General features: G+C 61.3%; 21 protein-coding genes. 14 read left to right on the top strand and 7 right to left on the bottom strand.

From position 1 onward, the window contains the following. Position 1: 1 nt before the first annotated feature. Both SM764_RS15040 and SM764_RS15035 read right to left on the bottom strand, forming a co-directional pair. Positions 2–934, bottom strand: coding sequence for a methylenetetrahydrofolate reductase (locus SM764_RS15040; protein WP_065273465.1), 933 nt, complete (start codon positions 932–934; stop codon positions 2–4). Positions 935–960: 26 nt separating this feature from the next. Beyond that, the gene (locus SM764_RS15035; protein WP_274829279.1) at positions 961–1,257 is read right to left on the bottom strand and encodes a virulence factor; all 297 of its coding nucleotides are present in this window, start codon (positions 1,255–1,257) and stop codon (positions 961–963) included. Positions 1,258–1,612: 355 nt separating this feature from the next. On the opposite strand from SM764_RS15035, the gene SM764_RS15030 reads away from it, so the two are divergent. Both SM764_RS15030 and SM764_RS15025 read left to right on the top strand, forming a co-directional pair. Next, positions 1,613–2,725 carry a Ppx/GppA phosphatase family protein gene (locus tag SM764_RS15030; RefSeq protein WP_274833666.1) on the top strand — a complete coding sequence of 371 codons (1,113 nt, stop codon included), beginning with the start codon at positions 1,613–1,615 and terminating at the stop codon, positions 2,723–2,725. Positions 2,726–2,836: 111 nt separating this feature from the next. Then, positions 2,837–3,568 carry an RlmE family RNA methyltransferase gene (locus tag SM764_RS15025; protein ID WP_274829278.1) on the top strand — a complete coding sequence of 244 codons (732 nt, stop codon included), beginning with the start codon at positions 2,837–2,839 and terminating at the stop codon, positions 3,566–3,568. Positions 3,569–3,598: 30 nt separating this feature from the next. On the opposite strand, the gene SM764_RS15020 is transcribed toward SM764_RS15025, so the two are convergent. Beyond that, on the bottom strand, positions 3,599–3,766 hold the full coding sequence (locus tag SM764_RS15020) for a hypothetical protein (RefSeq protein WP_274829277.1): 168 nt from the start codon (positions 3,764–3,766) through the stop codon (positions 3,599–3,601). A 153-nt stretch (positions 3,767–3,919) separates the two neighbouring features. Further along, a complete protein-coding gene (locus SM764_RS15015; RefSeq protein WP_369002155.1) occupies positions 3,920–4,816 on the bottom strand; it encodes a YihY/virulence factor BrkB family protein in 897 nt (298 codons plus the stop codon). A 188-nt stretch (positions 4,817–5,004) separates the two neighbouring features. Between SM764_RS15015 and cls the strand changes: the two genes are divergently transcribed. From cls to SM764_RS14995, 4 genes are all read left to right on the top strand, one after another. After that, on the top strand, positions 5,005–6,426 hold the full coding sequence (cls, locus tag SM764_RS15010) for a cardiolipin synthase (RefSeq protein WP_369002154.1): 1,422 nt from the start codon (positions 5,005–5,007) through the stop codon (positions 6,424–6,426). Positions 6,427–6,561: 135 nt separating this feature from the next. Then, positions 6,562–7,218 carry an ABC transporter ATP-binding protein gene (locus SM764_RS15005; protein WP_369002153.1) on the top strand — a complete coding sequence of 219 codons (657 nt, stop codon included), beginning with the start codon at positions 6,562–6,564 and terminating at the stop codon, positions 7,216–7,218. Continuing rightward, positions 7,215–9,638: an ABC transporter permease gene (locus SM764_RS15000; protein ID WP_369002152.1), complete on the top strand. Its 2,424-nt coding sequence runs from the start codon at positions 7,215–7,217 to the stop codon at positions 9,636–9,638. The genes SM764_RS15005 and SM764_RS15000 overlap by 4 nt, the downstream gene beginning before the upstream one ends. Continuing rightward, on the top strand, positions 9,628–10,707 hold the full coding sequence (locus tag SM764_RS14995; protein ID WP_369002151.1) for a lipocalin-like domain-containing protein: 1,080 nt from the start codon (positions 9,628–9,630) through the stop codon (positions 10,705–10,707). The genes SM764_RS15000 and SM764_RS14995 overlap by 11 nt, the downstream gene beginning before the upstream one ends. 73 nt (positions 10,708–10,780) lie before the next feature. Here SM764_RS14995 and SM764_RS14990 read toward each other — a convergent pair whose 3' ends face one another. The 3 genes from SM764_RS14990 to SM764_RS14980 form a co-directional block, all read right to left on the bottom strand. Next, positions 10,781–11,212, bottom strand: a complete 432-nt coding sequence (locus SM764_RS14990; RefSeq protein WP_369002150.1) for a universal stress protein — start codon at positions 11,210–11,212, stop codon at positions 10,781–10,783. Continuing rightward, a complete protein-coding gene (locus tag SM764_RS14985) occupies positions 11,209–14,196 on the bottom strand; it encodes a TRAP transporter permease (RefSeq protein WP_369002149.1) in 2,988 nt (995 codons plus the stop codon). Before SM764_RS14985 ends, SM764_RS14990 begins: the two co-directional genes overlap by 4 nt. Before the next feature lie 128 nt (positions 14,197–14,324). Beyond that, positions 14,325–15,290, bottom strand: a complete 966-nt coding sequence (locus tag SM764_RS14980; RefSeq protein WP_065270355.1) for a TAXI family TRAP transporter solute-binding subunit — start codon at positions 15,288–15,290, stop codon at positions 14,325–14,327. Between the two features lie 450 nt (positions 15,291–15,740). Here SM764_RS14980 and mtnA point away from each other — a divergent pair, with 450 nt between their 5' ends. The 8 genes from mtnA (at position 15,741) to SM764_RS14940 (ending at position 23,926) form a co-directional block, all read left to right on the top strand. Further along, positions 15,741–16,850, top strand: coding sequence for an S-methyl-5-thioribose-1-phosphate isomerase (gene mtnA, locus SM764_RS14975; RefSeq protein WP_368946538.1), 1,110 nt, complete (start codon positions 15,741–15,743; stop codon positions 16,848–16,850). Further along, positions 16,847–17,512 (top strand): class II aldolase/adducin family protein, encoded by a 666-nt coding sequence (locus tag SM764_RS14970; RefSeq protein WP_368946537.1) that lies wholly within the window; start codon positions 16,847–16,849, stop codon positions 17,510–17,512. Before mtnA ends, SM764_RS14970 begins: the two co-directional genes overlap by 4 nt. 109 nt (positions 17,513–17,621) lie before the next feature. Next, positions 17,622–18,683 (top strand): dipeptidase, encoded by a 1,062-nt coding sequence (locus SM764_RS14965; RefSeq protein ID WP_369002148.1) that lies wholly within the window; start codon positions 17,622–17,624, stop codon positions 18,681–18,683. A 53-nt stretch (positions 18,684–18,736) separates the two neighbouring features. Then, the gene (locus SM764_RS14960) at positions 18,737–20,332 is read left to right on the top strand and encodes an ABC transporter substrate-binding protein (protein ID WP_368946535.1); all 1,596 of its coding nucleotides are present in this window, start codon (positions 18,737–18,739) and stop codon (positions 20,330–20,332) included. Next, positions 20,333–21,391, top strand: a complete 1,059-nt coding sequence (locus tag SM764_RS14955) for an ABC transporter permease (RefSeq protein ID WP_065270360.1) — start codon at positions 20,333–20,335, stop codon at positions 21,389–21,391. Beyond that, the gene (locus tag SM764_RS14950; protein ID WP_369002147.1) at positions 21,388–22,305 is read left to right on the top strand and encodes an ABC transporter permease; all 918 of its coding nucleotides are present in this window, start codon (positions 21,388–21,390) and stop codon (positions 22,303–22,305) included. Before SM764_RS14955 ends, SM764_RS14950 begins: the two co-directional genes overlap by 4 nt. Further along, positions 22,302–23,159, top strand: coding sequence for an ABC transporter ATP-binding protein (locus tag SM764_RS14945; RefSeq protein WP_274829265.1), 858 nt, complete (start codon positions 22,302–22,304; stop codon positions 23,157–23,159). Before SM764_RS14950 ends, SM764_RS14945 begins: the two co-directional genes overlap by 4 nt. Further along, positions 23,156–23,926 carry an ABC transporter ATP-binding protein gene (locus tag SM764_RS14940; protein ID WP_369002146.1) on the top strand — a complete coding sequence of 257 codons (771 nt, stop codon included), beginning with the start codon at positions 23,156–23,158 and terminating at the stop codon, positions 23,924–23,926. Before SM764_RS14945 ends, SM764_RS14940 begins: the two co-directional genes overlap by 4 nt. The last annotated feature ends 2 nt before the right edge of the window (positions 23,927–23,928 follow it).

Genomic DNA, 23,928 nt, shown 5'->3' with positions numbered 1-23,928 from the left:
CTTATCCTTGGGAGTTGACTGGCTGCGCCGAGGCGCCGCCGTTGTTGATGGCCCAGGTGGCGTTGGTCTTGATGCCGCCCAGCGGGAAGAAGTGTACATTGGTAATGTTGAAATCCGGGTTCGCGGCCTTGTGGGCTGCAAGCTCGGCAACGACGTCGGTCGGCTCATAGGGCAGCAGCAGCTTGGACACGTCCATGGCACGTTTCTGCAGCACCTTCAGGGACGGACCCACACCACATGCGATGGCGAATTTGATCAGCGTCTGCAGCTTGGCCGGACCGGCGATACCGATGTGGATCGGCAGGTCGACACCGGCTTCTTTCAGACCGTCAGCCCATTCGATGATCGGCTTTGCCTCAAAGGCGAACTGAGTCGCCAGCGCCATCTTGGCATCGGTGCGCTCCGAGAATTTCTGTTTCCAAAGAACCGCTTCCATCACATTCTTCGAGGAACCGTCCGGATCGATGTCCTTGTTGCCTTCGGGGTGGCCCGCGACGTGCAGGTTGGAGAAACCCGCCTTGTCGAACAGTCCGGTTTCCAGGAGCTGCATCGAGCTGTCGAAGGCACCGTGCGGCTGCGCCACACCACCGGCCAGAAGCAGCGCCTGCTTGACGTCAGCCTCGCCCTGATAGCGCGCGATCCAGTCCGCCAGGGTCGCCTCGTCTTTGATGATCCGCGCCGGGAAGTGCGGCATGACGGGAAAGCCTTCGGCATTCAGGCGCTTGGCGGTCTCGACCATGTCTTCGATGGGCGTGCCTTCGATATGGGCGATATAGACGCGGGTGCCTGCGGGCAGCAGGTCGCGGAAATCCTCGACCTTGGTAGCGGTGCGCGGCATCACCTCGATCGAATATCCGTCAAGGAAGGCTTCGACCTGCGGGTTGACGGGCTGCGGGCTGGTGGCCTCGCGTTTCTTGAAGTTCAACAAAGCCATCACGGCCTCCCATAGTGGTGTCAGGCTCACGCCCATCCGTCATTCGCGATCAGGGCTTTCAGACGCTCCTGATCGAACTCTCCTTCCAGACGTACCGCTTCGGCTTCGGCGATCTCTGCCGGATCGCCCTCCGCCGCAAAGGGAGCCGCCTTGCGCCATTCCGCGAGATAGGCGTCCGCATCCTTGGCGTTCACCTTCATCGCTGCGCGGTCAATGGCCTGCTCGAACCGTTCTTCGAGCTGGCGTTTGGCGCCGCGGCGGCCCTTGCCCACGATGACCTGAGCCGGGATATCGCGCCAGTATACGATGGTGACGTCAGGCATGTCGGGTCCTTTGCTTTGCGTCTGTTCTGCTGCGTTTCTAGAATGCGATCCTGAAACGCGGGTGCCGGTTTTCGACAACACTTGGGGTTTGAGCGACCTTTTGCTCTGGCTCTGAATACATTCTCCGGGCCCGCATGGCCACAGAGGGGCATCCTCATAATTCTCATCAAGCTTATGAGGTTGTCGCCAAGACCCTGCACAAGCCCCTGGCAACACAGGCTGAACGCCGAAACAAGGGCCGGAGCAGCGCCGTTAACCGGTACAAGGAAAGCGTCGATCCGGGCGCCGCCGCCCTTGCACAAACGTCTTTGTGAACATATCCTAAAACCAACACGATAATCGGAGGGCGTGAATCATGGCGCCCAGGCGTTCCAAAGGTGCGGGCGCGTTTCCCAAGGCGGTTGAAACCCCTGTACCAGCCCGTCCGGATCCGGATGCGCTTTATGCTGCATTGGATCTAGGCACAAACAGTTGTCGCATGCTGATCGCCCAGCCCAATGGCAGTGGCTTTCACGTAGTGGACAGCTTTTCCAAGTCGGTCCAGCTGGGGACCGGCCTTGAACGGACTGGGCGTCTGTCCCGTTCGTCGATGTCGCGCACCATTCAGGCGCTGCGTATTTGTCAGCAAAAACTCAAGCGCAACAAGGTACGCCGCATGCGGCTCGTCACCACCGAGGCTTGTCGCCGTGCCAAGAACGCGCGCGATTTCATCCGGCAGGTCAAACGGGAAACCGGTCTGACGCTTGAAATCATCCAGCCCGAGGAAGAAGCACGTCTGGCGGTCATCTCCTGCGCACCGCTGGTGTCGACCAAGACGGAACAGCTGCTGGTGGTGGATATCGGCGGCGGTTCGACCGAATTGGTCTGGATCGACATATCATCGGTGCCACGCCGCGACCGGCCGTCTGCCATCATGCGCCTGCACGCCGGGTTCCACCCCGCCGAAAGCCCCTTCCCCGCTGCCAAGGTGGTGGATTGGATTTCCGTGCCGTTGGGTGTGGCGACGCTGCGCGATCAGTTCAACGACGTCGATGACGATGCCGCCCGTTTTGCCTTGATGAGCTGGTTCTTCGAAGAACACCTCGCCGATTTTGCCCCCTATAAGGATGAGCAGGCCCGCGAAGGTTTCCAGATCGTCGGCACCTCGGGTACCGTGACCACCGTCGCCGCCTCCCATTTGGGGCTGAAGCGCTATGACCGCACCAAGGTCGATGGGCTCCGCATGACCAGTGATCAGATCGACAAGGTGATCCGCGGTTATCTGGATCTCGGCCCGCAGGGGCGCCGCAGTGACCCACGCATCGGCGAGGACCGTCAGGCGCTGATCATGTCTGGTGCCGCGATCCTGCAGGCTCTCCTTCGCTGCTGGCCCACCGACCGGTTGTCGGTCGCGGACCGGGGCCTGCGCGAAGGGTTGCTATATGCACAGATGAGCGCGGACGGTGTTCTGGAAGACGGACCCTTTTAATAACGCAGACCGAACCCTCGGCATTTGAGTTTTCGCGTCCGATCTGTCATGGACCGCGGAAAGTGAGCCTTTACTGGCAAAGTCCGACATCGGCAAAGATGGTACAAAGAGATGGCAAAGACCCCTTCCGGCAAGAGCCCGACCGGCAAGAACACTTCGGGCCGCGGCCAGCGTGACCTCAAGGTCAAGGTAAAGACCGCTCGCGGGCGCAAGCTGTCTTCGACCCGCTGGCTGCAGCGTCAGCTGAACGATCCCTACGTGCGCCGCGCCCAGGCCGAAGGCTATCGCGGCCGGGCCGCCTACAAGATCATGGAGCTGGATGACAAGTTCCGCTTCCTCGTCCCGGGGGCCCGGGTCGTTGATCTTGGCTGCGCGCCGGGGGGCTGGGCGCAGGTCGCGGTCAAGCGCATCAATGCGCTGGGCGAAAAGCAGGGCAAATCCATTGGCCGCATAATCGGCGTCGACCTGCAGGAGGTCGAACCGCTGGCCGGGGCCGAGTTCCACCAGCTCGATTTCATGGATGAAGGCGCCGACGATCAGGTGAAGGAATGGCTGGGCGGCATGGCCGATGTCGTGATGTCGGATATGGCCGCCGCCAGTTCCGGCCACAAGCAGACCGACCACCTGAAGATCATGGCCCTTTGCGAGGCAGCCGCCTATTTCTCATTTGATGTGCTGGAACAGGGCGGCACCTTCGTGGCCAAGGTTCTGGCCGGCGGTGCCGAGGGCGACCTGCAGAAACTTTTGAAGCAGAAGTTCACCAAGGTCGCCAATGTGAAACCGCCCGCATCGCGGTCGGACAGTTCCGAAAAGTTCGTCATCGCCACCGGCTTCCGGGGCTAAACGCCCCGGTGGGCCAATCAGGCCTCTTCTTTAGTGCAGCGGCTGCTGCGTTGTCTGCAGGGACAGGGTGGCCAGCTCACGCAGCAAACGCGCATCTGGGCCTTCGTCTTCGCACTGGCGGAAAATCATCTGGGGACGCGGCGTCGGTGCCATGTCGGGCATCGGGCTCTTGAACAGATCTTGAAGGCGTTTCAGCATCGCGGCGGTCCTTATTCTTGCGTCGGCTGAATCTTGCCTACCCGCGTATTTCGCCCAGCCGATGACCAAATTGTGGCAAACCTGCCTTTTTGTTGCAGAACCGGAAACAATAAGGCTTTCTCCTCCGAATGTTCCAAGAACCGCTGGTGCATACTATTCGACGTAGCTGTCGCCGGACGCCTCTGCTGCCTCGGCGCCAGGCTGGTCCAGCCGCATCAACGCACCGTTGAACTCGGCGCCAAAAATCAGGATCGCGGCATTCACATAAAGAAAGATCATCGCCGCCATGGCTCCCGCTAGCCCCGCATAGGTGGCCGAATACTGCGCGAAAGATCCGACATAGATCGCAAAACCGATCCCCGCGGCCCACCACAGCACCACCGTCAACACCGCCCCCGGCAGAATCTGCGATACCCGGTGCCGCTGCCCGGGCAGCAGTATATGGCACAGCAGCACCGCGACCAGTGGCAACAGAAACAACAATACGCCACTGAACCCCTGCTCCCATCCCGGCCCGACCAGCTGATAGGGCAGCAGATCTGCGATATAGCGGACATAAAGCGGCAGGATCACCTCGAACACCGCCGCCACAAGGATGCCCGCGCCGCCCAGCACCACCAGCCCGGCGCAGATCAGACGCGCCTTCCAGAAAGGCCGGGGATCGTTGTCGCCATAGGCATTGACCATGGCCACCCGCACCGCGTTGACACCGTTGGAGGCGAAATAGAGCGCCAGAACCCCGCCCAGCGTCGCCAGTTGCGTGCTGGAGGTCTCCAAAACCGCGAAGAGTTCGTTCAGGATCGGCTTGGAAACCTCCTCGGGCCAGCCGCCAAAGACGAGGTCCACCAGATCCTCTATCGCGACATCCTGTGACAAAAGGCTCGCGGCGGCCCCCGAAAGGGCGACGGTGAACAGGACAAAGGGGAACAGCGCCAGCATCATCGACATGGCGATATGACTGCTCATCACCCATCCGTTCTTGCGGTTGAATGCGGCGGCAGCGCGGGCCAATGCGCGCAGCCAAGGGGAAAGGACAGCAAACAGGTTCATGCTGCAAACCGTTCCACAGCCTCGGCAGAATCGCCAGCCTGACAGGGTTGGTTTTCACCTCTGGTGTGACCTGTGGCCTCCCGGTCACCCAAGAGCCTGCGGTCCTCGCCCCGCGACTGCCCACTGGCAATCAGCGCAGGCCCCGGCCATACTCCATTGGAAAGGAACCGAATAATGGGACTTGCCAGGTGACGTTCTGGGTCGCGATCAGCACGGGTGGCGTCCTCCTGATGTGGGGGCTAGCGGTTCTGGGCGCGCTGAACGCGGCCCGCACCGCCCGCACGCCGCAGGGCGCCATCGGCTGGGTCGTGTTCCTGCTGGCCTCGCCCCTGATCGCCCTGCCCGCCTATATGATCTTTGGCCATCACCGGTTCGAACGCTACCGCGCTGCCCGCCAGGACGCCCATCGCGCCGTGCGGGACATGCAGCCAATGGCCGAGGTGCGGGGTGCACATAGCCCTGCGAAGGTGGCCGTAGACCCTGCGCCCTTCGAAGCGGTCTCTGGCTTTCAGGTCTGCACCGGCAACGGCTTCCGCCTGCTGATTGATGGAAAAACCGGGTTCGCCAGTATGTTCCGCGCCATAGATGAGGCGCGCGACTACCTCTTGATCCAGTTCTACATCGTACGCGACGATGATTTGGGACGCCGCCTAAAGAGGCACATCATCGCCGCCAGACAGCGCGGCGTTGCTGTCTGGTTCATGGCCGACCGGATCGGTAGCCACGGCCTGCCCACCTCCTATCTTGCCGAGCTGCAACAGGCTGGCGTCAATCTGGTGGATCGCGGCACCCAAAGGGGCCCCAAGCACCGCTTCATGCTGAACTTTCGCAACCACCGCAAAACCGTGGTGGCCGATGGCCGTGTGGGCTTTACCGGCGGGCTGAACGTCGGCGATGAATATATCAGCCACACCAAGGCGTTTGGCGACTGGCGCGACACCCATGTGGAGCTGACCGGCCCGGTGGTGCAACAGCTGCAGCTGACCTATGCGCAGGACTGGCACTGGCTGACGGATGAGCCGATCCTGGACCTGCTCACATGGGAGCCGGAGCCGTCGCCGGAAAACCGATCCGCCCTGATCGTCCCGACAGGGCCCGGGGATACCACCGAAAACGGATCGATGATGTTCTTTTCGGCCATCTCTGCCGCCCACAGCCGGGTCTGGATCGCTTCGCCCTATTTCGTGCCTGACCTTGATGTGGTGGCCGCCCTCAAACACGCAGCGCTGCGCGGCGTGGATGTGCGCATACTGTTGCCCGGAATTGTCGACCACTACCTGCCATGGTTGGCCTCATTCGCCTATTTCGATGACCTGCAAAAGGTCGGTGTTCAGGTCCTGCAGTATTCCGGCGGTTTCATGCATCAAAAGACCTTTGTCGTCGATGATACCGTCGCCGCCGTCGGCACCACCAATATGGACAATCGCTCTTTTCGACTGAATTTCGAAACCATGGCGCTGTTCTTTGATACCGGCGCGGCGGAAGCTGTCGCCGCGATGCTGGAGGATGATTTCACCCGCGCGCGCAGTTTGGATCGGCCACTCGCGGCGCAGCACTGGTCCGTCCGCCTTTTCGCCCCCGTGGCCCGGTTGCTGGCGCCGGTGCTGTGAGAGTCCGACACCATTTCCAAAGTCACGAACTGACGCCGCGATCCCAGCAGGGCCGCCCTGTTCCGCACACAAAACGCCCCTAAATGTTTCCCAGTATCAACCAACGCCCCAGCGCCGACAGGATGACAAACCCATATGGTTCTCAAGATTACCGACGTGAGCAAGAGTTATACCTCAGGCCAAGGTGTGACGTCCGTATTGCAGGCGGTCTCGCTGACCCTTGAGGCCGGATCCAGCCTGGCCCTGACCGGGGACAGCGGATCGGGGAAAAGCACCCTGCTCCATCTGGCTGCGGCTCTGGACAGTTTCGACAGCGGAGAGATCACCATCGCAGGCACGCCCCTGTCCGGGCTGAACGAGGCCGGGCGCGCCGCCCTACGCCAGCGGCAGGTCTCTATCGTGTTCCAGCAATTCAACCTGATCCCATCCCTCAGCGTTGGTAGCAACCTCAGCCTGCACGCACGGCTGGGCCGCCGCCGGGACCGCTCCTGGGAAGATCGCTTGATCGACCGGCTGGGCCTATCGAACTTACTGGACCGCTATCCTGACCAGCTATCCGGCGGACAACAGCAACGGGTCGCCATCGGCCGCGCCATGGCCCTGCGTCCGGCGCTGCTGCTGGCGGATGAGCCGACCGGAAACCTTGATGAAACCGCGAGCGAGGCGGTGATGGGCCTGATGCTAGAGCTGCTGCGCGACAGTGGCGCGGCGCTGTTTCTCGTGACCCATTCGGACAGTATCGCCAACCAGCTGGACCGGCGGCTGCATCTGAAACAGGGGCAGATCGCATGATCACTGCCGCCTTTCTGACGTTGCTGTCCCATTGGCGACGCCATCCCTTCCAATTGCTCGCCATCGTCGCCGGGCTGGCGCTCTCCACGGGGCTCTGGTCAGCGGTGCAGGCCATCAACGCCGAGGCCCGCGCCAGCTATGCCCGCGCCGCCAGCCAACTGGGACAAGCGCAGGCCGATCAGCTGGTGGCCGGTGATGGCGTAATCCCGCTTGATACCTATGTGGCCCTGCGCCGCGCCGGTTGGCGGCTGGCTCCGGTTCTGGAGGGGCGCATCAAGCTGGGCACGCAATCCATTGATCTTATGGGGATTGATCTCCTGAACCCGCCGCCTGTCGCACTGTTGTCCGAAGAAACAGGCGAAGAGGATGAGGCATCCGATATCTCACTGTCGCTGCTGCCCCCCGGCCAGTTGTTCCTGCACCCGGATACCGCGTCTCTTACACAGGACGAGGGTACGCCACCCATTGTGGTGTCACCGAATGTTCCCCGCGGCACTGCCATTGCCGATATCAGCCTCGCGAGCCGACTTCTCCAGCGACCTGATACCCTAGATCGGCTGGTGATCCTTCCAGAACAATCCAGTGACCTGCCGCCGCTAGAGCAACTGGCGCCGACGCTCACCCGGATCAGCGCACAGACGGCAGGTTCAGCTACGGCCCGGCTCACGGACAGTTTTCACCTCAACCTCACTGCCTTTGGCCTGTTGTCCTTCGCCGTCGGGCTGTTCATCGTGCAGGGCAGCATTGGGCTGGGGCTGGAGCATCGCCGCGGCCTGTTCCGCACCCTGCGCAGCCTCGGGGTGCAGCTGCGCACCCTTGCTGGTCTACTGGTGGCAGAGCTGGCGCTCATCGCACTGGGCGCTGGTGGCCTTGGCCTACTCATTGGTTATGGGGTTGCGGCGGCGCTGCTGCCAGATGTCAGCGCGACGTTGTCCGGACTATACGGTGCCTCGGTCGACGGCAGCCTGACCCTGCGCCCGGTATGGGTTCTGTCCGGCCTTGGCATGGCCCTCGCGGGGACCGCACTGGCAGGCGCGCGGGCGCTGTTCAGCCTCTGGACCATGCCGGTTCTGGCGGCCCCGGCGACCTCCGCCCGGGGACAGCAGACCGCCCGGTCCTTCCGGCTGACCGTTCTTGCTGGCGTGATACTGATCGCCGGGGGATGCGTCACGCTATGGATGTTTGACGGACTGGTGGCGGGCTTTGCCTTTCTGGGCGGGCTGATGCTGGGCGCGGCGCTGCTGCTGCCGCAGGCGCTGTCACTGCTTCTGCGCCTTGGAGCCCGCAGTGCACGGGGTCCGCTCGCAGAATGGATCTGGGCCGACAGCCGTGCGCAACTGCCCGGCCTGTCGCTGGCGCTGATGGCGCTTCTGCTGGCGCTGGCGACGAATATCGGCGTTGGAACAATGACTTCCAGCTTTCGCCTCACCTTTACCGGTTGGCTGGATCAGCGGCTGGCGGCAGAGTTCTATATCACGCTGAACAGCGACCAGCAGGGCACTGATTTCGCGGCATGGGCTGAAACACAGCCCGATGTCCGCCCGCTGCCGATCCGCTGGCACGAGATCCGGCACCGAGAGGCACCGCTGCGGATCTATGGCGTTGTCGACGATCCGACTTACCGGGACAACTGGCCGATCCTGCGGGCGCTGCCCGGCGTCTGGGATCAGGTGGCCGCGGGTCAGGGCATTCTGATCAACGAACAGCTGGCCCGGCGCCACGAGTATTCGCCCGGCGACACGCTTACCCTTGCGCCGGACTGGAGCGCGCCAATCGCCGGGATCTATTCGGATTACGGCAATCCAAACGGCCAGGCCATCGTCGCCCTGCCGGATTTGCTGCACCGCGCGCCCGACATCCCGAACCGGCAATTTGGCGTCCGCATCCCCCCGGAACGCAGTACAAATTTTTTAAACTCCGTCCGGCAGAGGTTTAATATCAAAACGGAAAGCATAAGAGACCAAGCCACGATCAAGGCGCGATCATTGGCGATCTTTGACCGGACTTTCGTCGTCACAGAGGCGCTCAACCTGCTGACGCTGGGGGTCGCCAGCTTTGCCATGCTGACCAGCCTTCTAACCCTCTGGGGGCAGCGGCTGCCGCAACTGGCACCGGTCTGGGCTATGGGGGTGACGCGCGCACGGCTGGCCCGGATCGACATCTTGCGTAGCCTGCTGCTGGCGGGCCTCACTGCCTGTCTGGCACTGCCCCTGGGGCTGACGCTGGCCTGGGCGCTCCTGGATGTGATCAATGTCGCGGCCTTTGGCTGGCAATTGCCGATGTATCTGTTCCCACTCGACTGGCTGCGCCTGTTCCTGCTGGCGTTGCTGGCCGCCGCCCTGGCTGCCCTGATCCCCGCCCGCAAGCTGAGCCGCCTGTCACCATCCCACCTGTTGAAGGTCTTTGCCAATGAACGATAAGCCGCTGGCGATCCTTGCTGCCGTTCTCCTGACGCTCGGCCTGACCCTTGCGCCCATGTTGTTGCGGGCGCAGGGTTTCGCGGGCCTGGGCACAAAGGCTGAAGGATTTGCCATCCCCGAACCGGGCACCGTGCTCAGCTTTCCGCGCGACCATGGCCCGCACCCAGAATTTCGCATTGAATGGTGGTACTTGACAGCCAACCTTCAAGGCGCGGATGGACAAGAATATGGTATTCAGTGGACCCTGTTCCGCTCTGCGCTGGCCCCCGGAGAGCAACCGGGCTGGGACAGCCCGCAGATCTGGATGGGGCATGCTGGCCTCACCACCGAACGGCAGCATTACTTTGCCGAACGTCTGGCGCGCGGCGGTATCGGACAGGCCGGGGTCACCGCAGATCCGTTCAACGCCTTGATCGACGATTGGCAAATGGGCGGCACCGGGGCAGGCATCGACCAGTTGAGCCTCCGCGCCGGCGGAATGGAGTTTTCCTATGATCTACAGCTCTCGGCCGACACGCCGCTGGTCCTGCATGGCGCGGATGGATATTCGGTCAAATCCGCCAGCGGACAGGCCAGCTATTACTACTCGCAGCCCGGCTACCGCATCGAGGGGCAGTTGATGCTCCCCTCCGGCCCTGTTGCCGTCACCGGCCACGGTTGGCTCGACCGGGAATGGTCCAGTCAGCCGCTTGAAGAAGATCAGACCGGCTGGGATTGGTTCTCCCTGTCCTTTGACAGCGGTGAAAAACTGATGGGGTTCGTGCTGCGCAGCGCGGACGCTGATTTCACGTCCGGCACCTGGGTTGCGGCCGATGGCAGCGCCCGCGCCCTGCCAGATGGCGCCTTCTCGTCGCAACCGCTGAACTACAGCAGCGTCGCGGGCCGCTCCGTTCCCACCCGCTGGCAGATCTCGCTGCCAGAGCAGGAGCTGTCAGCAACCGTGGAGGCGCTGAACCCGCAAAGCTGGATGGGCGCCGCCTTTCCCTATTGGGAGGGGCCTGTTCGGGTCAGCGGCAGCCACAACGGTCGCGGGTATCTGGAGATGACCGGTTATGAGCCTGGTGAGTAGCTGTCAGCCGTGAAAAGAGGCGCCACAAGCGGGGGCGCCTCTGATCTGACGTACTCAGCATTGGACCGCTGACCTACCGAACCACGTAGACCGAACAGTCGCTGTGCCGGATTACCCGCGCGGCGTTGGGGCCAAGGAGGTAATCCTTGAGGTCGGGCTTATGCGCGCCGATCACGATCAGATCGGTTCCCGCCTTGGCCGCAACTTGCAGGATCTCCTGATAGGCGGTGCCGGTGGCCACCACATGGCGCACCTTGGCGTTTCGCTCCGCGCCCAGCACTTCCTCGCAGAGGTCCCGCAGATGCGCAGTAGTGTCCTTGACCGCCTTATCGTGGTGATGCTCTTCGAAAAAGCCGGAGACCCAGCTTTCGCCGAAATCCGGCAGGACATTCAGCACATCCAGCTGGGCATCATCCAGCGCAGCGAGCCGCGCCGCCTGTTCCAGCACCTTGCGGTCCAGCGCCGCATCGCTCAGTTCAAGCGCACATAGAACGGATTTGCTCATGCCGGTACTCCTTCCTTGCTGGCGCGACCGCGCTGCATCATGGCCACCAAGGCCAGCAACAGCAATGCAGGGATAAAGATCAGCTCCTTGGGCAGTTGATCCTGCGGCGCCTTGATCTCAGTGACCTGAACCGGGTCATCGCCATAGAAATCAAAGCTGCCTAGTACCTCTTCTGCCGGGGTGCCGAAACCAGGCGCGTCCAGTTTCATCAGCCCATCTTCAGGCAGCAGCACCAGACCGATTGCCTCGGCCATGGCCAGACCATCGCCGGAGCCATCCGACGGGATCACCAGCGTTGTGGAAGCCGCGCCGCCAGTGTCAAAATCGGGACCTTCGATGCGCAGGCGCAACTCCTGCCCTGCTTCAGAAGCCGAGAGCACCTCGACCAGTTCGCTCGGGGCCGCCTCGGCAAAGGGGGGCATGATCCGGTTCATGAAGAAATCCGGACGGAACAGGGCAAAGGCCACAAGAACCAGAAGCACGCTTTCGTAGATGCGGCTGCGGGTCAGGAAATACCCCATCGTCCCGGCGGTAAAGACCAGGATCGCGATGGTCGCCGATATGGCCACCAATATGCCTTGAGCCCATGTCACATCGATCAACAGCAGATCGGTATTGAAGATGAAGACAAAGGGCAGCGCCACGGTGCGCAGAGAGTAGAAGAAGGCAACGAAACCTGTGCGGATTGCATCGCCGCCGGAGACTGCCGCAGCAGCAAAGCTGGCAAGGCCCACAGGCGGTGTCACATCGGCCATAATACCGAAGTAGAAGACGAAAAGATGCACCGCGATCAGCGGCACGATCAGCCCCGATTGCGCGCCAAGCTCTACCACGACACCCGCCATCAGCGAGCTCACGACGATATAGTTCGCCGTGGTCGGCAGCCCCATGCCAAGAACCAGCGACAGAAGGCCGACCATGATCAGCATAAGGATCAGGTTTCCACCAGACAGGAACTCAACCAGTTCGGACATCACCTGCCCCACGCCCGTCAGCGTCACGGTGCCCACGATCACACCCGCTGTCGCGGTTGCCAGGGCGATCCCGATCATATTGCGAGCACCGTCGATCATGCCGTGCCACAGATCGCTCACCCCATCCATGAAGTTGAAGGCAAGGTTGGACTGTCCCCGGAACAGGGCCTTGAGCGGTTTCTGCGTCAGCAGGATCACAAACAGTAGTGCCGTCGCCCAGAAGGCCGACAGGCCGGGCGATTTCTGTTCGATCATCAGGAAATAGACCAGCACGATGATCGGCAGCAGATAATGCAGCCCCGCCTTATAGATCTTGCCCACATCCGGCAGCTCCACATCCTCGGCATTGGGATCGTCCGGCACCAGATCCTCGACCCCGGCGGCGAGCTTCAGCAGCGCCACATAGGCCGCAACCACCAGCAGCGACAAGACTGTGCCAGAGGCTTCGGGCATCAGCGTAATCACCCAACCGACGGGATATTGCACGCCGTAACACAGCGCCGCGAAACCCGCGAAAAACGCCGCCATACCTCCGATTGTGCGGCCCATGGAGACCACCCGGTTGCCCAGCGTCGGCATTTTCCGCTTCACCGCCTCCAGATGCACGATATAGACCAGCGCGACATAGGAAATTGCAGCCGGAAGGAAGGCATGGGTGATGACCTCGACGTAGGAAATCCCCACGTATTCCACCATAAGGAAGGCCGCAGCCCCCATCACCGGCGGCATGATCTGACCGTTGACCGATGAGGCGACCTCGACCGAGCCGGCCTGTTCATTCGTAAAGCCCACCCTTTTCATCAAGGGGATGGTGAAGGTGCCCGTGGTCACAACGTTGGCGATGGAAGAGCCTGAGATCAGGCCTGTCGCTGCCGAGCCGACAACAGCCGCCTTAGCCGGGCCACCGCGCAGGTGGCCAAGGGCGCCAAAGGCCATTTTGATAAAGTAATTCCCGGCGCCCGCCTTATCCAGCAGCGCCCCGAACAGCACGAAGAGAAAGACGAATTTGGTGGAAACGCCAAGCGCGATGCCAAAGACCCCTTCGGAGGTGATCCACATATGGCTCATCGCCTTTTTCAGGCTGGCGCCTTTCCAGCGGATCACTTCGGGCACCACGTCAGAGGAACCGAAAAAAACATAGGCGAGGAAGATCGTGGCGATGATCGCCATCGCCGGACCCAGAGCGCGACGCGCGGCTTCGAACAGGATGATCAACCCAGCAAGCGCAAAGAATTTGTCGATATCATCTGCCAGACCGCCACTGTCGACGATCTTCTGGTAGTTGAGGAAGCCATAGACCGCCACATAAACGCCCGCAGCGGCAAGAACCCAGTCCTGCACCGGCACGAAACCCGGCTCGGGATTGGCCCATTCCCGCAGGTAGGCCAGAACCATAACGGCCGCTACAATCAGCGCCACCACGATGGAAAAGAGCGCCAGAGAACCGCTCCAACCGTCAAAAAGATACTGCCCAAGAATCGCCACCGCGCAATAGGTCAGTAGTGCCACCGCCGCGAAAATGCCAAGCGCGCTGACCATGCTTTCCAGCCGCGTCGCCATACCCGTTCCGTTCAGATAGGTCGGCAGCACCAGCACCAGCGCCACCAGAGCCGACACGACAACCGCCACCGACACCGACATACCCGGCGCGATGGCCAACAGCACCGCCACGCCAAAGGCACCAATGCCCAGCAGTGTTCCCAGGTGTCCCAGCCAGAAGCCAACCAGATTGCGGCTTTCCCGGCTCATGGCGGGATAAGCCATGAACCCCAGCATCAGGGCGAAGGCCAGGTGGATCAGCCGTGAATTGTTATTGACGGCGCCCGGAAGCAGATAGTTCGAAAGCGGTGAGGCCAGAATGACCTGAAACAGCGACCAGCTTACGGCGACAAGTGCAAGAGACAGGCCCACAGCCCCAATGGGGTTGCGCGCACCGGCGTCCGAGGACGCGACCAGTTCCTGCAGTTCTTCCTCGCTAAGCGGTCGATTTCCTTGAGCATCGGATGTCATGGATGATCTCCCCTGCGGACGCCCTGATATGGGATCCGGCTATTGTGATTGGCGCCATCACCGATGAGAGGCCCGGCAGGCGCAAAGCGGGGCGCCAATGCGCCCCGCCAGTTGGTCATTGGCCGATCTTATTCGATCCAGCCCATTTCCTTGTAGTATTTGGCAGCGCCATCATGCAGCGGCGCCGACAGGCCGTCCTTGATCATCTCTTCCGGCTTCAGGTTGGCAAAGGCCGGGTGCAGCTTCTTGAAGGCGTCGAAGTTTTCAAAGACCGATTTCACCACCGCATAGACCGCGTCTTCAGATACGTCGGTCGAGGTCACGAAGGTCGCGCCCACACCGAATGTCTTGGTGTCTTCGTCAGACCCACGGTACATGCCGCCCGGGATCGTCGCAGTACGATAGAAGGAGTTGTCGGCAACCAGTTTGTCGACGGCTTCCCCGTCCACAGTGACCAGAACCGAGTCACAAGCGGTGGTGGCTTCCTGGATCGAGCCGGAGGGGTGACCCACGGTGTAGACCATCGCGTCGATCTGGTTGTCGCACAGGGCAGCGGATTGTTCGGCCGCCTTCAGCTCGGTCGCCAGGGCGAAATCTTCCATGCCCCAGCCTTTGGCTTCCATCAGCACTTCCATGGTGCCGCGCTGACCGGAACCGGGGTTGCCGATGTTGACCCGCTTGCCTTTCAGATCGTCAAAGTTGGTGATGCCTGCATCGGCACGCGCCACAACGGTAAAGGGTTCCGGGTGGACCGAGAATACCGCGCGCAGACCTTCGAAGGCGCCCTGCTCTTCGAATTTGGAGGTGCCGTTATAGGCATGGTACTGCCAGTCGGACTGGGCAACGCCGAACTGCAGCTCACCTTCGCGGATGGTGTTGATGTTGTAGACCGAACCGCCGGTGGATTCGACGGCGCATTTGAAGCCGTGCTCCTTGCGGTTCTTGTTGACCAGACGGCAGATCGCGCCGCCCGTCGGGTAATAAACGCCGGTCACACCGCCGGTGCCGATGGTGATAAATTCCTGCGCCTGCGCTGCCGGAGCCATGAAGGCCGCGGTCACAAGCGCACCGATGGACAGTTTTGCGTGTTTCATCGTTTCTATACTCCCTTTTTCATTCTTGGTGACACTCTGCACCTCTGTGCGACTGTCAGCTCTCAATCAAAATCCGGAGACTGAACAGTCTGGCTCAGCAGGCAGGAACGCCCAACTCTTTTGCTAAAGTCTGCATATGCAATAGATAAAGCTCAGCTTCCGGCGCACATCGGCGCCTGTCAACTCTGCCGTTTGGCGAAAGGGTTGAAAAACCGATCTTCCCGCATATGTGACGCCCTGCGTTGGATTTTCCCCGCTCTCAGCCAGACCCACCCGGATTCGCACAACTGTGGCAGAATGCCGCACCGAAATGCAAGACCTCTTCCTGCGTCAGGTTTCCACTTCCGGCACAGTTGAGCGGCTCCATAGGCGCGCTCTTGCACGGGTCAGAATTTTCCGCGAAAAAGTTCCAACACACCAATCCAGCCGTCCTGGCAGAAAGAGGCTCTCGTGAAGGTCAACGGAACCCCGTACCGGTCCCTGTGGTGGGAAGAGAATGCACAGGCTTTGCAGATCATCGACCAGCGCTGGCTGCCCTATGATTTCCGGATCGAACAGCTTGAGACTCTGGCAGAGTACTGCGAGGCGATCACCGGCATGCATGTACGCGGCGCGCCGCTGATCGGCGCCACCGCAGCCTACGGCATGGCGCTGGCTGCGCGTCTGGACCCTTCGGATGGCAATCTGGACGCCGCATGGGCGGCGCTGAACGCGACACGCCCGACGGCGATCAACCTGCGCTGGGCGCTGGACCGCTGCCTGAGCGCCCTGCGCCCGTTGGCCGAGGCAGAGCGCGCCACGGCGGCCCTGCAACTGGCCCATGACATTGCGGATGAGGATGTCGAGATCAACCGCAGAATCGGCCAACATGGCCTTGAAATCATTAAAGAGATTGCCGCGAAAAAACCGACGGGCGAGCCTGTCCGTCTGCTGACCCATTGCAATGCCGGGTGGATCGCAACCGTGGATTGGGGCACCGCCACCAGCCCGATGTATCAGGCCCATGATGCCGGTCTGGATATCCATGTCTGGGTCGATGAAACCCGTCCCCGAAATCAAGGTGCGCTCACCGCTTGGGAGCTCGGCAGCCACGGTATCTCCCACAGCTATATCACCGACAATGCCGGCGGCCATCTGATGCAGCACGGGCAGGTGGACATGGTGATCACCGGCACTGACCGAACCACCCGCAACGGCGATGTCTGCAACAAGATCGGTACCTATCTGAAGGCGCTGGCGGCACGGGACAACAACGTGCCCTTCTACGTGGCACTGCCCTCGCCGACCATCGACTGGACGGTTTCCGACGGCGTGCGTGAGATCCCGATCGAGGAACGCGCAGGCCGGGAGGTCAGCCATGTTCAGGGCGCCCTTCCGGATGGCATGATCGGCACGGTCGAGGTCACGCCGAAAGGCAGCGGCGTCGGCAACCCCGCCTTTGACGTGACCCCCAGCCGTCTGGTCACCGGGCTGATCACCGAACGCGGTGTCTGCGATGCCAGCGCCGAGGGGCTTGCCGGGCTATTCCCGGAGTTTGCAGCCTCTGGCGATCCGGCATGAGCGCGGCGCCCTACGCCGACACGCCCGAACTGCGGCAGGCAATCATCGACGCCTGCCTGTCGATGGAGCGCCAGCAGATCAATCAGGGCACCTCGGGCAATATCTCGGTGCGGATTGGGGACCAGATGCTGATCACCCCTTCGGGCGTGGATTACGCCCGGATGACGCCGGAGATGATCGTCGCGATGCCGCTGGACGACAGCGCCCCGGCGCCCGGACAAATGAAGCCTTCCTCGGAATGGCGGTTCCACCGCGATATTCTGCGCGACAAGCCTGCCGTTAACGCCGTGGTCCATGCGCATCCGGTCAATTGCACCGCGCTGGCGATGAACCGGACCGAGATTCCGGCCTGCCACTACATGATCGGCGCCTTTGGTGGTGATACGGTTCCGGTGGCAGATTACGCCCTGTTCGGCACTGCAGAGCTGTCTGATAATGTTCTGAATTCGCTGAAAAATCGGGCAGCCTGCCTAATGGCCAATCATGGTGCGGTTGTCATCGCAGACACGTTAAATCGGGCGCTATGGCGCATGGTGGAGCTGGAAACACTGGCCAAGGGCTATGTCACCAGCCTGTCGGTTGGACAGCCCCATATTCTGAACGGCGATGAAATGGCCAAGGTCATGGAGGCCTTTGCTGATTATGGTCTCAAAGATATCTGAGAGGTGATCCCAAAGCCGTCGCAGTCGGCTTTTCCTCTGGACATTTGCGACGCGTGGCGGAAGGCTGCCGGTTATTGAATCCAATATTCACCGACCCGAAGGACCCTTCATGACTGCCCCCCTCATCTTTGACGGCCACAACGATCTTCTGCTGCGCATTCATAGCGGAGCAGTCTCCGCCGGTCCTGATGGGTTTCTGGGCGGTGGCGGAAACCAGATCGATATGGAAAAGGCCCGGGCGGGCGGTTTCGGCGGCGGTTTCTTTGCCATCTATGTTCCAAACGAGAACACATCGCTAGATGAAACCGAGATGGACAAACCCGCCTATGATCTGCCCCTGCCAGAAATGGTCGATTGGCCCACGGCCAGCCGGGTTGCCTTGTCGCAGGCCTCAATCCTGATCAAGCTTGAACGTGCTGGCGCACTGGCCATCTGCCGCAGCACCGATGAGATCCGCGCCACCATGGCAGAAGGAAAACTGGCGGCCATCATGCACATGGAAGGCGCCGAGGCGATTGATCCCGATTTCCACATGCTGGACGTTCTTTATGCCTCGGGTCTCCGCTCGCTTGGGCCGGTGTGGAGCCGGGAAACCATCTTTGGCCACGGGGTGCCGTTCCGATACCCGTCAACCGGGGACACCGGGCCGGGACTGACGGCGGACGGCATCCGCTTGATCAAGAAATGCAATGACTTGCGGGTCCTTGTTGATCTTTCCCACCTGAACGAGGCGGGGTTCTGGGACGTCGCAAAACACAGCGATGCACCGCTGGTTGCCACCCATTCCAATGCCCATGCCATCAGCCCGCACAGCCGCAACCTGACCGACCGGCAGCTGCACGCGATCCGCGACAGCGATGGTATCGTGGGGCTCAATTTCGCCGTCGCCTTCCTGCGTGAAGACGGGCGGATGGATGAAAACACACCTATTGACCAGATGATCAAACAACTTGACTATCTGATGGAACAGCTGGGCGAAGATCGGGTCGGGCTTGGGTCTGACTTTGACGGCGCCACTGTTCCGGCCAAGATCAGCACGATCGCCGGTCTGCCGCATCTGCGCAGCGCCATGCAGGCGCGGGGCTATGATGCGGAGCTGATAACGAAACTCTGTCACGGCAACTGGATGCGGGTCCTCGACAAGACCTGGGGCCACACTAGCGCCGCCTGACTGGGCCGCCGCAAGGCAAAACAAAAAACCTAATAAAAACAGGGAGTTTACAAATGACAATTATGACACGTCTGATGGGCACGGCCGCGCTTGGCCTGGCTTTGGGTCTGACCACCCTGCCCGCCATGGCAGCAACACCCGACAATATGCTGGTGATCGCCAACCGGATCGACGACATCACCACGCTGGACCCGGCGCAAAGCTTTGAATTCGCGGGCTCCGATGTGCTGCGCAATGTCTATGGCAAGCTGGTGAACTTCGACCCCGAGAACCTGGATGCAGGATATCAGCCCGATCTGGCCGAAAGCTGGACCGTTTCCGAGGATGGCCGCACCATCACCTTCACCATGCGCGAAGGTGTGAAATTTCAGTCTGGCAACCCGGTCCGCGCCGAAGATGTTGCCTTTTCGCTGAAGCGCGTCGTCCTCTTGGACAAGACCCCGTCCTTCATCATCACCCAGTTCGGTTTCACCCCGGAGAATATCGACGAAACGATCAAGGTGGACGGCAACACCGTCTCCATCACCACTGACAAGCGCTACGCGACCTCCTTTGTGCTGAACTGTCTGACCGCAACCATCGGCGCCATCGTTGACGAGAAAACCGTCATGGCCAACGAGGTCGACGGCGATATGGGCAACACCTGGCTGGCGACCAACTCTGCCGGTTCCGGCCCCTACACCCTGACCAGCTGGAAACCGAAGGAAAGCGTCACCCTGACCGCGAACCCCGATTTTTACGGCGGCGAACCGGCCATGAAGCGGGTGATCGTCCGCCACGTGCAGGAAAGCGCCACCCAGCGCCTGATGCTGGAACGCGGTGACATCGACGTGGCCCGCAACCTGAACCCCTCTGATGTCGAAGGCGTACGCGCCGCGGATGGTGTTGAAATCCTCGAAGAGATGCGCGGTCGTCTGATGTATATCTCGATGAACCAGAAGCACCCGGAGCTGTCCAAACCCGAAGTCCGTCAGGCGCTGAAATACCTGATCGACTATAAAGGCATGGAAAGCAGCTTCCTGAAGGGCGCCTATGTGGTGCATCAGAACTTCCTGCCGAAAACCTATCTTGGCTCGGTCAACGAAAACCCCTTCTCACTGGATCTCGACAAGGCCAAGGCCCTGCTGGCCGAGGCAGGCGTTGATGGCATGGAGCTGACCGTGGGCGTGCGCGAAGCGCAGGAACGTCTGGAAATCGGCCAATCGCTGCAGAACACCTTTGCTCAGGCCGGGATCACGCTGAACCTCGAAGTCGGCACCGGCAAGCAGGTGCTGGGCAAGTACCGCGCGCGCGAGCTGGACATCTACCTGGGCGCATGGGGCCCGGACTATCCCGACCCCCATACCAATGCAGGCACCTTTGCCTACAACCCGGACAATTCGGATGAGGCAAACGCCACCGGTCTTCTGGCCTGGCGTAACGCCTGGGATACCGCTGGTCTAACCGAGAAAACGGCTGCCGCCGTGGTCGAAGGCGATACCGAGAAACGCGCCGAAATGTATCACGAGATCCAAGCCGAGTTCCGCGACAAGTCGCCCTTTGCGGTGATGTTCCAGAAGGTGGAGCAAGCCGGTGTGGCCGAGAACGTCGAAGGTCTCAGCCTTGGCGGCGCCATCACCGCGGTGTCCTACTGGTCCGTGACCAAGTAAATGACCACGTCGAACACCTATGTGAAGAGGCAGCCACGGCTGCCTCTTCCGGCATGGCTGCGGGGCGTGCTGGTCACCCTTCTGTCCATTTCCATCACCATGCTCGGGCTGTTGTTCGTGACCTTTGTTATTGGTCGCGTGATGCCCATCGATCCGGTTCTTGCGGTGGTCGGCGAACGCGCCACCGAGGCGCAATACGATGCCGTCTTTATTGAACTTGGGCTGGATAAGCCCCTGATCGTACAGTTTTTCTACTATGTCTCCGATGTACTGCGCGGCGATTTCGGCACCTCGCTGCTGACCGCACGGCCGGTTGCCGATGATATCGTCCGCGTCTTTCCGGCGACCTTTGAACTCGCCACCATCGGCATTCTCTTCGGCTGCCTTCTGGGCGTGCCGCTGGGCGTCGTAGCCGCGGTGAAGCGCGGCAGCTGGATCGACCAGATCGCCCGGGTTGTGGCGCTTGTGGGCTATTCGATGCCGATCTTCTGGCTGGGCCTGATGGGCCTGTTGCTGTTCTACGGCATTCTGGGTTGGGTCGGCGGACCCGGGCGTCAGGGCATCTTCTACGAGGACATGATCCCCGTCGTCACGGGCATGATCCTCTTGGATTCTGTTCTTGCCGGGGACTGGGGCGCTTTCTGGGATGCCTTTTCCCATATCGTTCTGCCTGCCTCGATCCTGGGTTATTACAGCCTCGCCTATATCAGCCGCATGACGCGCTCTTTCATGCTGGAGCAGCTATCGGCCGAATATGTCACCACCGCCCGCGTCAAAGGCATGAGCGAATGGGCCGTGGTCTGGCACCACGCCTTCCGCAACATCCGGGTGCAGTTGATCACGGTGATCGCGCTGAGCTATGCCAACCTTCTTGAAGGGTCGGTGCTGACCGAGATCATCTTCTCCTGGCCGGGCATTGGCAGTTATATCACCACCGCGCTGCTGTCTGCGGATATGAACGCTGTTCTGGGCGGAACCGTCGTGGTGGGCCTCGTGTTCATCTGCTTGAACGTGTTTTCCGACCTTCTCTACAAAGTCTTTGATCCGAGGTCCAAATGAGCAGTCAAACCGGAACGCTGCGCGACTGGCTTCTGTCAGATACGCCAACCTCGCGTCGGCAGGCCCGCTGGGCCGCCGTATACAAGGGCTGGCTGACGCTGAAATCCAACCATATGGCCATCGCGGGCCTTGCCATTATCGTGGCCCTGATCGCGCTGGCGATCTTTGCGCCGCTCATTGCCCCGCATGATCCTTTCGTTCAGGATCTTGGCAACCGCCTGCAACCGCTGGGCAGCGAGGGGCACCTTCTGGGGACGGATTCCCTTGGCCGCGATATCCTCAGCCGGTTGATCTGGGGCGCCCGGATCACCCTATATATCGTTGCGCTGGTGGCGCTGATCGCGCCCATCGCCGGCCTTCTGGTGGGCACCGTGTCGGGCTATGCCGGCGGCTGGGTCGATGTGATCCTGATGCGGATCACCGATATCTTCCTCGCCTTTCCCCGTCTGGTTCTGGCGCTGGCCTTTGTCGCTGCGCTGGGTGCGGGCATCGAAAACGCCGTGCTCGCCATCAGCCTCACCGCCTGGCCGCCCTATGCACGCATGGCGCGCGCCGAGACGCTGACGATCCGCTCCTCGGATTATATCAGCGCCATTCGTCTGCAAGGCGCAGGCCCCTTGCGGATCATCATCAAACACATCTGGCCGCTGTGTATTTCTTCGCTGATCGTGCGGGTGACACTGGATATGGCCGGGATCATCCTGGCCGCTGCCGGCCTTGGCTTTCTTGGCCTTGGCGCGCAGCCGCCCAGCCCGGAATGGGGCGCGATGATCTCAGAAGGGCGCCGGTTCATTCTGGATCACTGGTGGGTTGCCACCATGCCGGGCCTTGCCATTTTCACCGTCTCGCTTGCCTTCAACCTCTTGGGTGATGGTCTGCGCGATGTACTCGACCCAAAGGACAGCGCCTCATGAGCACGCTTCTGGACGTAAAGAACCTCTGGGTGAAATTCCCCACCCGCAACGGCGTGGTCGAAGCGGTGCGCGGTATCTCCTTCTCGCTAGGCAAGGAACGGCTTGGCATCGTTGGCGAAAGCGGCTCTGGCAAGTCCATGACGGGCCGCGCCATCCTGCGCCTGATCCGCCCGCCTGGGGTGATCGAGGCTGACCATATTTCCCTTCATGGTCAGAATCTTATGGATCTGAGCGAAAGCAAGATGCGCGCCGTGCGTGGTCAGAAAATCTCGATGGTGATGCAGGACCCCAAGTTCTCGCTGAACCCGGTGATGACCATTGGCGATCAGATCATCGAGGCCCACCGTCTGCACGCGAAATCCTCGCGCAGCGAGGCGCGCAAGAAGGCCATCGAGATGCTGGAGGCGGTGTCGATCCGCGATCCCGAACGGGTGATGAAAGCCTACCCGCACGAGATGTCCGGCGGCATGGGGCAGCGCATCATGATCGCCATGATGCTGATCCCGAACCCAGAAATCCTGATCGCGGATGAACCGACCTCGGCGCTCGACGTCTCGGTTCAGGGGCAGGTCCTGTCGATCATGGACAAGCTGGTGAAGGACCGCGGCATGGGGTTGATCTTCATCAGCCACGATCTGAACCTTGTGTCGCAATTCTGCGACCGGGTGCTGATCATGTATGCCGGGCGCATTGTCGAGGTCTGCGAAGCTGACAAGCTGCACGAGGCGCAGCACCCCTATACCCGGGGTCTGCTCGGCTCCCTGCCCCGGTTCGATGCTCCGCGCGCGCGGCTGGATGTGCTGCAACGGGATCCCGCTTGGCGCGATGCCCCCAGCGTGGAGGCCCGCACATGAGCACCTCTTCCAAAGACATTGCGCTGAAAGTTGAGGACCTGAGCGTCTATTTCGGCGACCACCACGACCTGTTCCAGGCGGTCAAATCTGCCAGTTTCACCGTTGAAAAGGGCGCCAGTTTCGGTCTTGTCGGCGAAAGCGGGTCGGGCAAATCGACCATCCTGAAGGCGCTGACCGGTCTTGCTCCGCAGTGGGAAGGACATATGCATGTCGCCGGGCAGGATCTGGGCCGCAAACGCGACCGGACCTTCTATCGGACCGTGCAGATGGTGTTTCAAGACCCCTATGCCTCTTTGCATCCGCGCCAGTCGGTGGATCAGGTTCTGTCAGAAACGCTCCACCTGCACGGGTTCACGGATATCGACGACCGGGTGGATCAATTGCTGCGGGATGTGGGTCTTGGCCCGGCCTTCCGCTTTCGCTATCCGCACCAGTTGTCCGGTGGTCAGCGCCAGCGTGTGGCCATTGCCCGCGCCCTGGCGCCAGAGCCGCAGATCCTGCTTCTGGACGAGCCGACCTCGGCGCTGGATGTGTCGGTTCAGGCCGAAATCCTGAACCTTCTGAGTGACTTGCGCAAGGAACATCACCTAACCTACATCATGGTCTCTCATGATCTGGCGGTGGTGGCTCATATGTGTGACAGGGCCGCGGTGATGCAAAACGGCGAGATCGTCGAGATCCTCAGCATCGACGACATGCGCAACGACCGCTCCAGTCACGACTATACGCGCCACTTGCTGGCGGCCTCAGCCAACCGGGTGGCCTGACG

This window comes from Pseudophaeobacter sp. 1A16562 (genome assembly GCF_041008785.1).
Classification (GTDB): domain Bacteria; phylum Pseudomonadota; class Alphaproteobacteria; order Rhodobacterales; family Rhodobacteraceae; genus Phycobacter; species Phycobacter gallaeciensis_A.
Note: the sequence above shows the minus strand (reverse complement) of the source record. Positions and strands in the feature narration are given on the sequence as shown.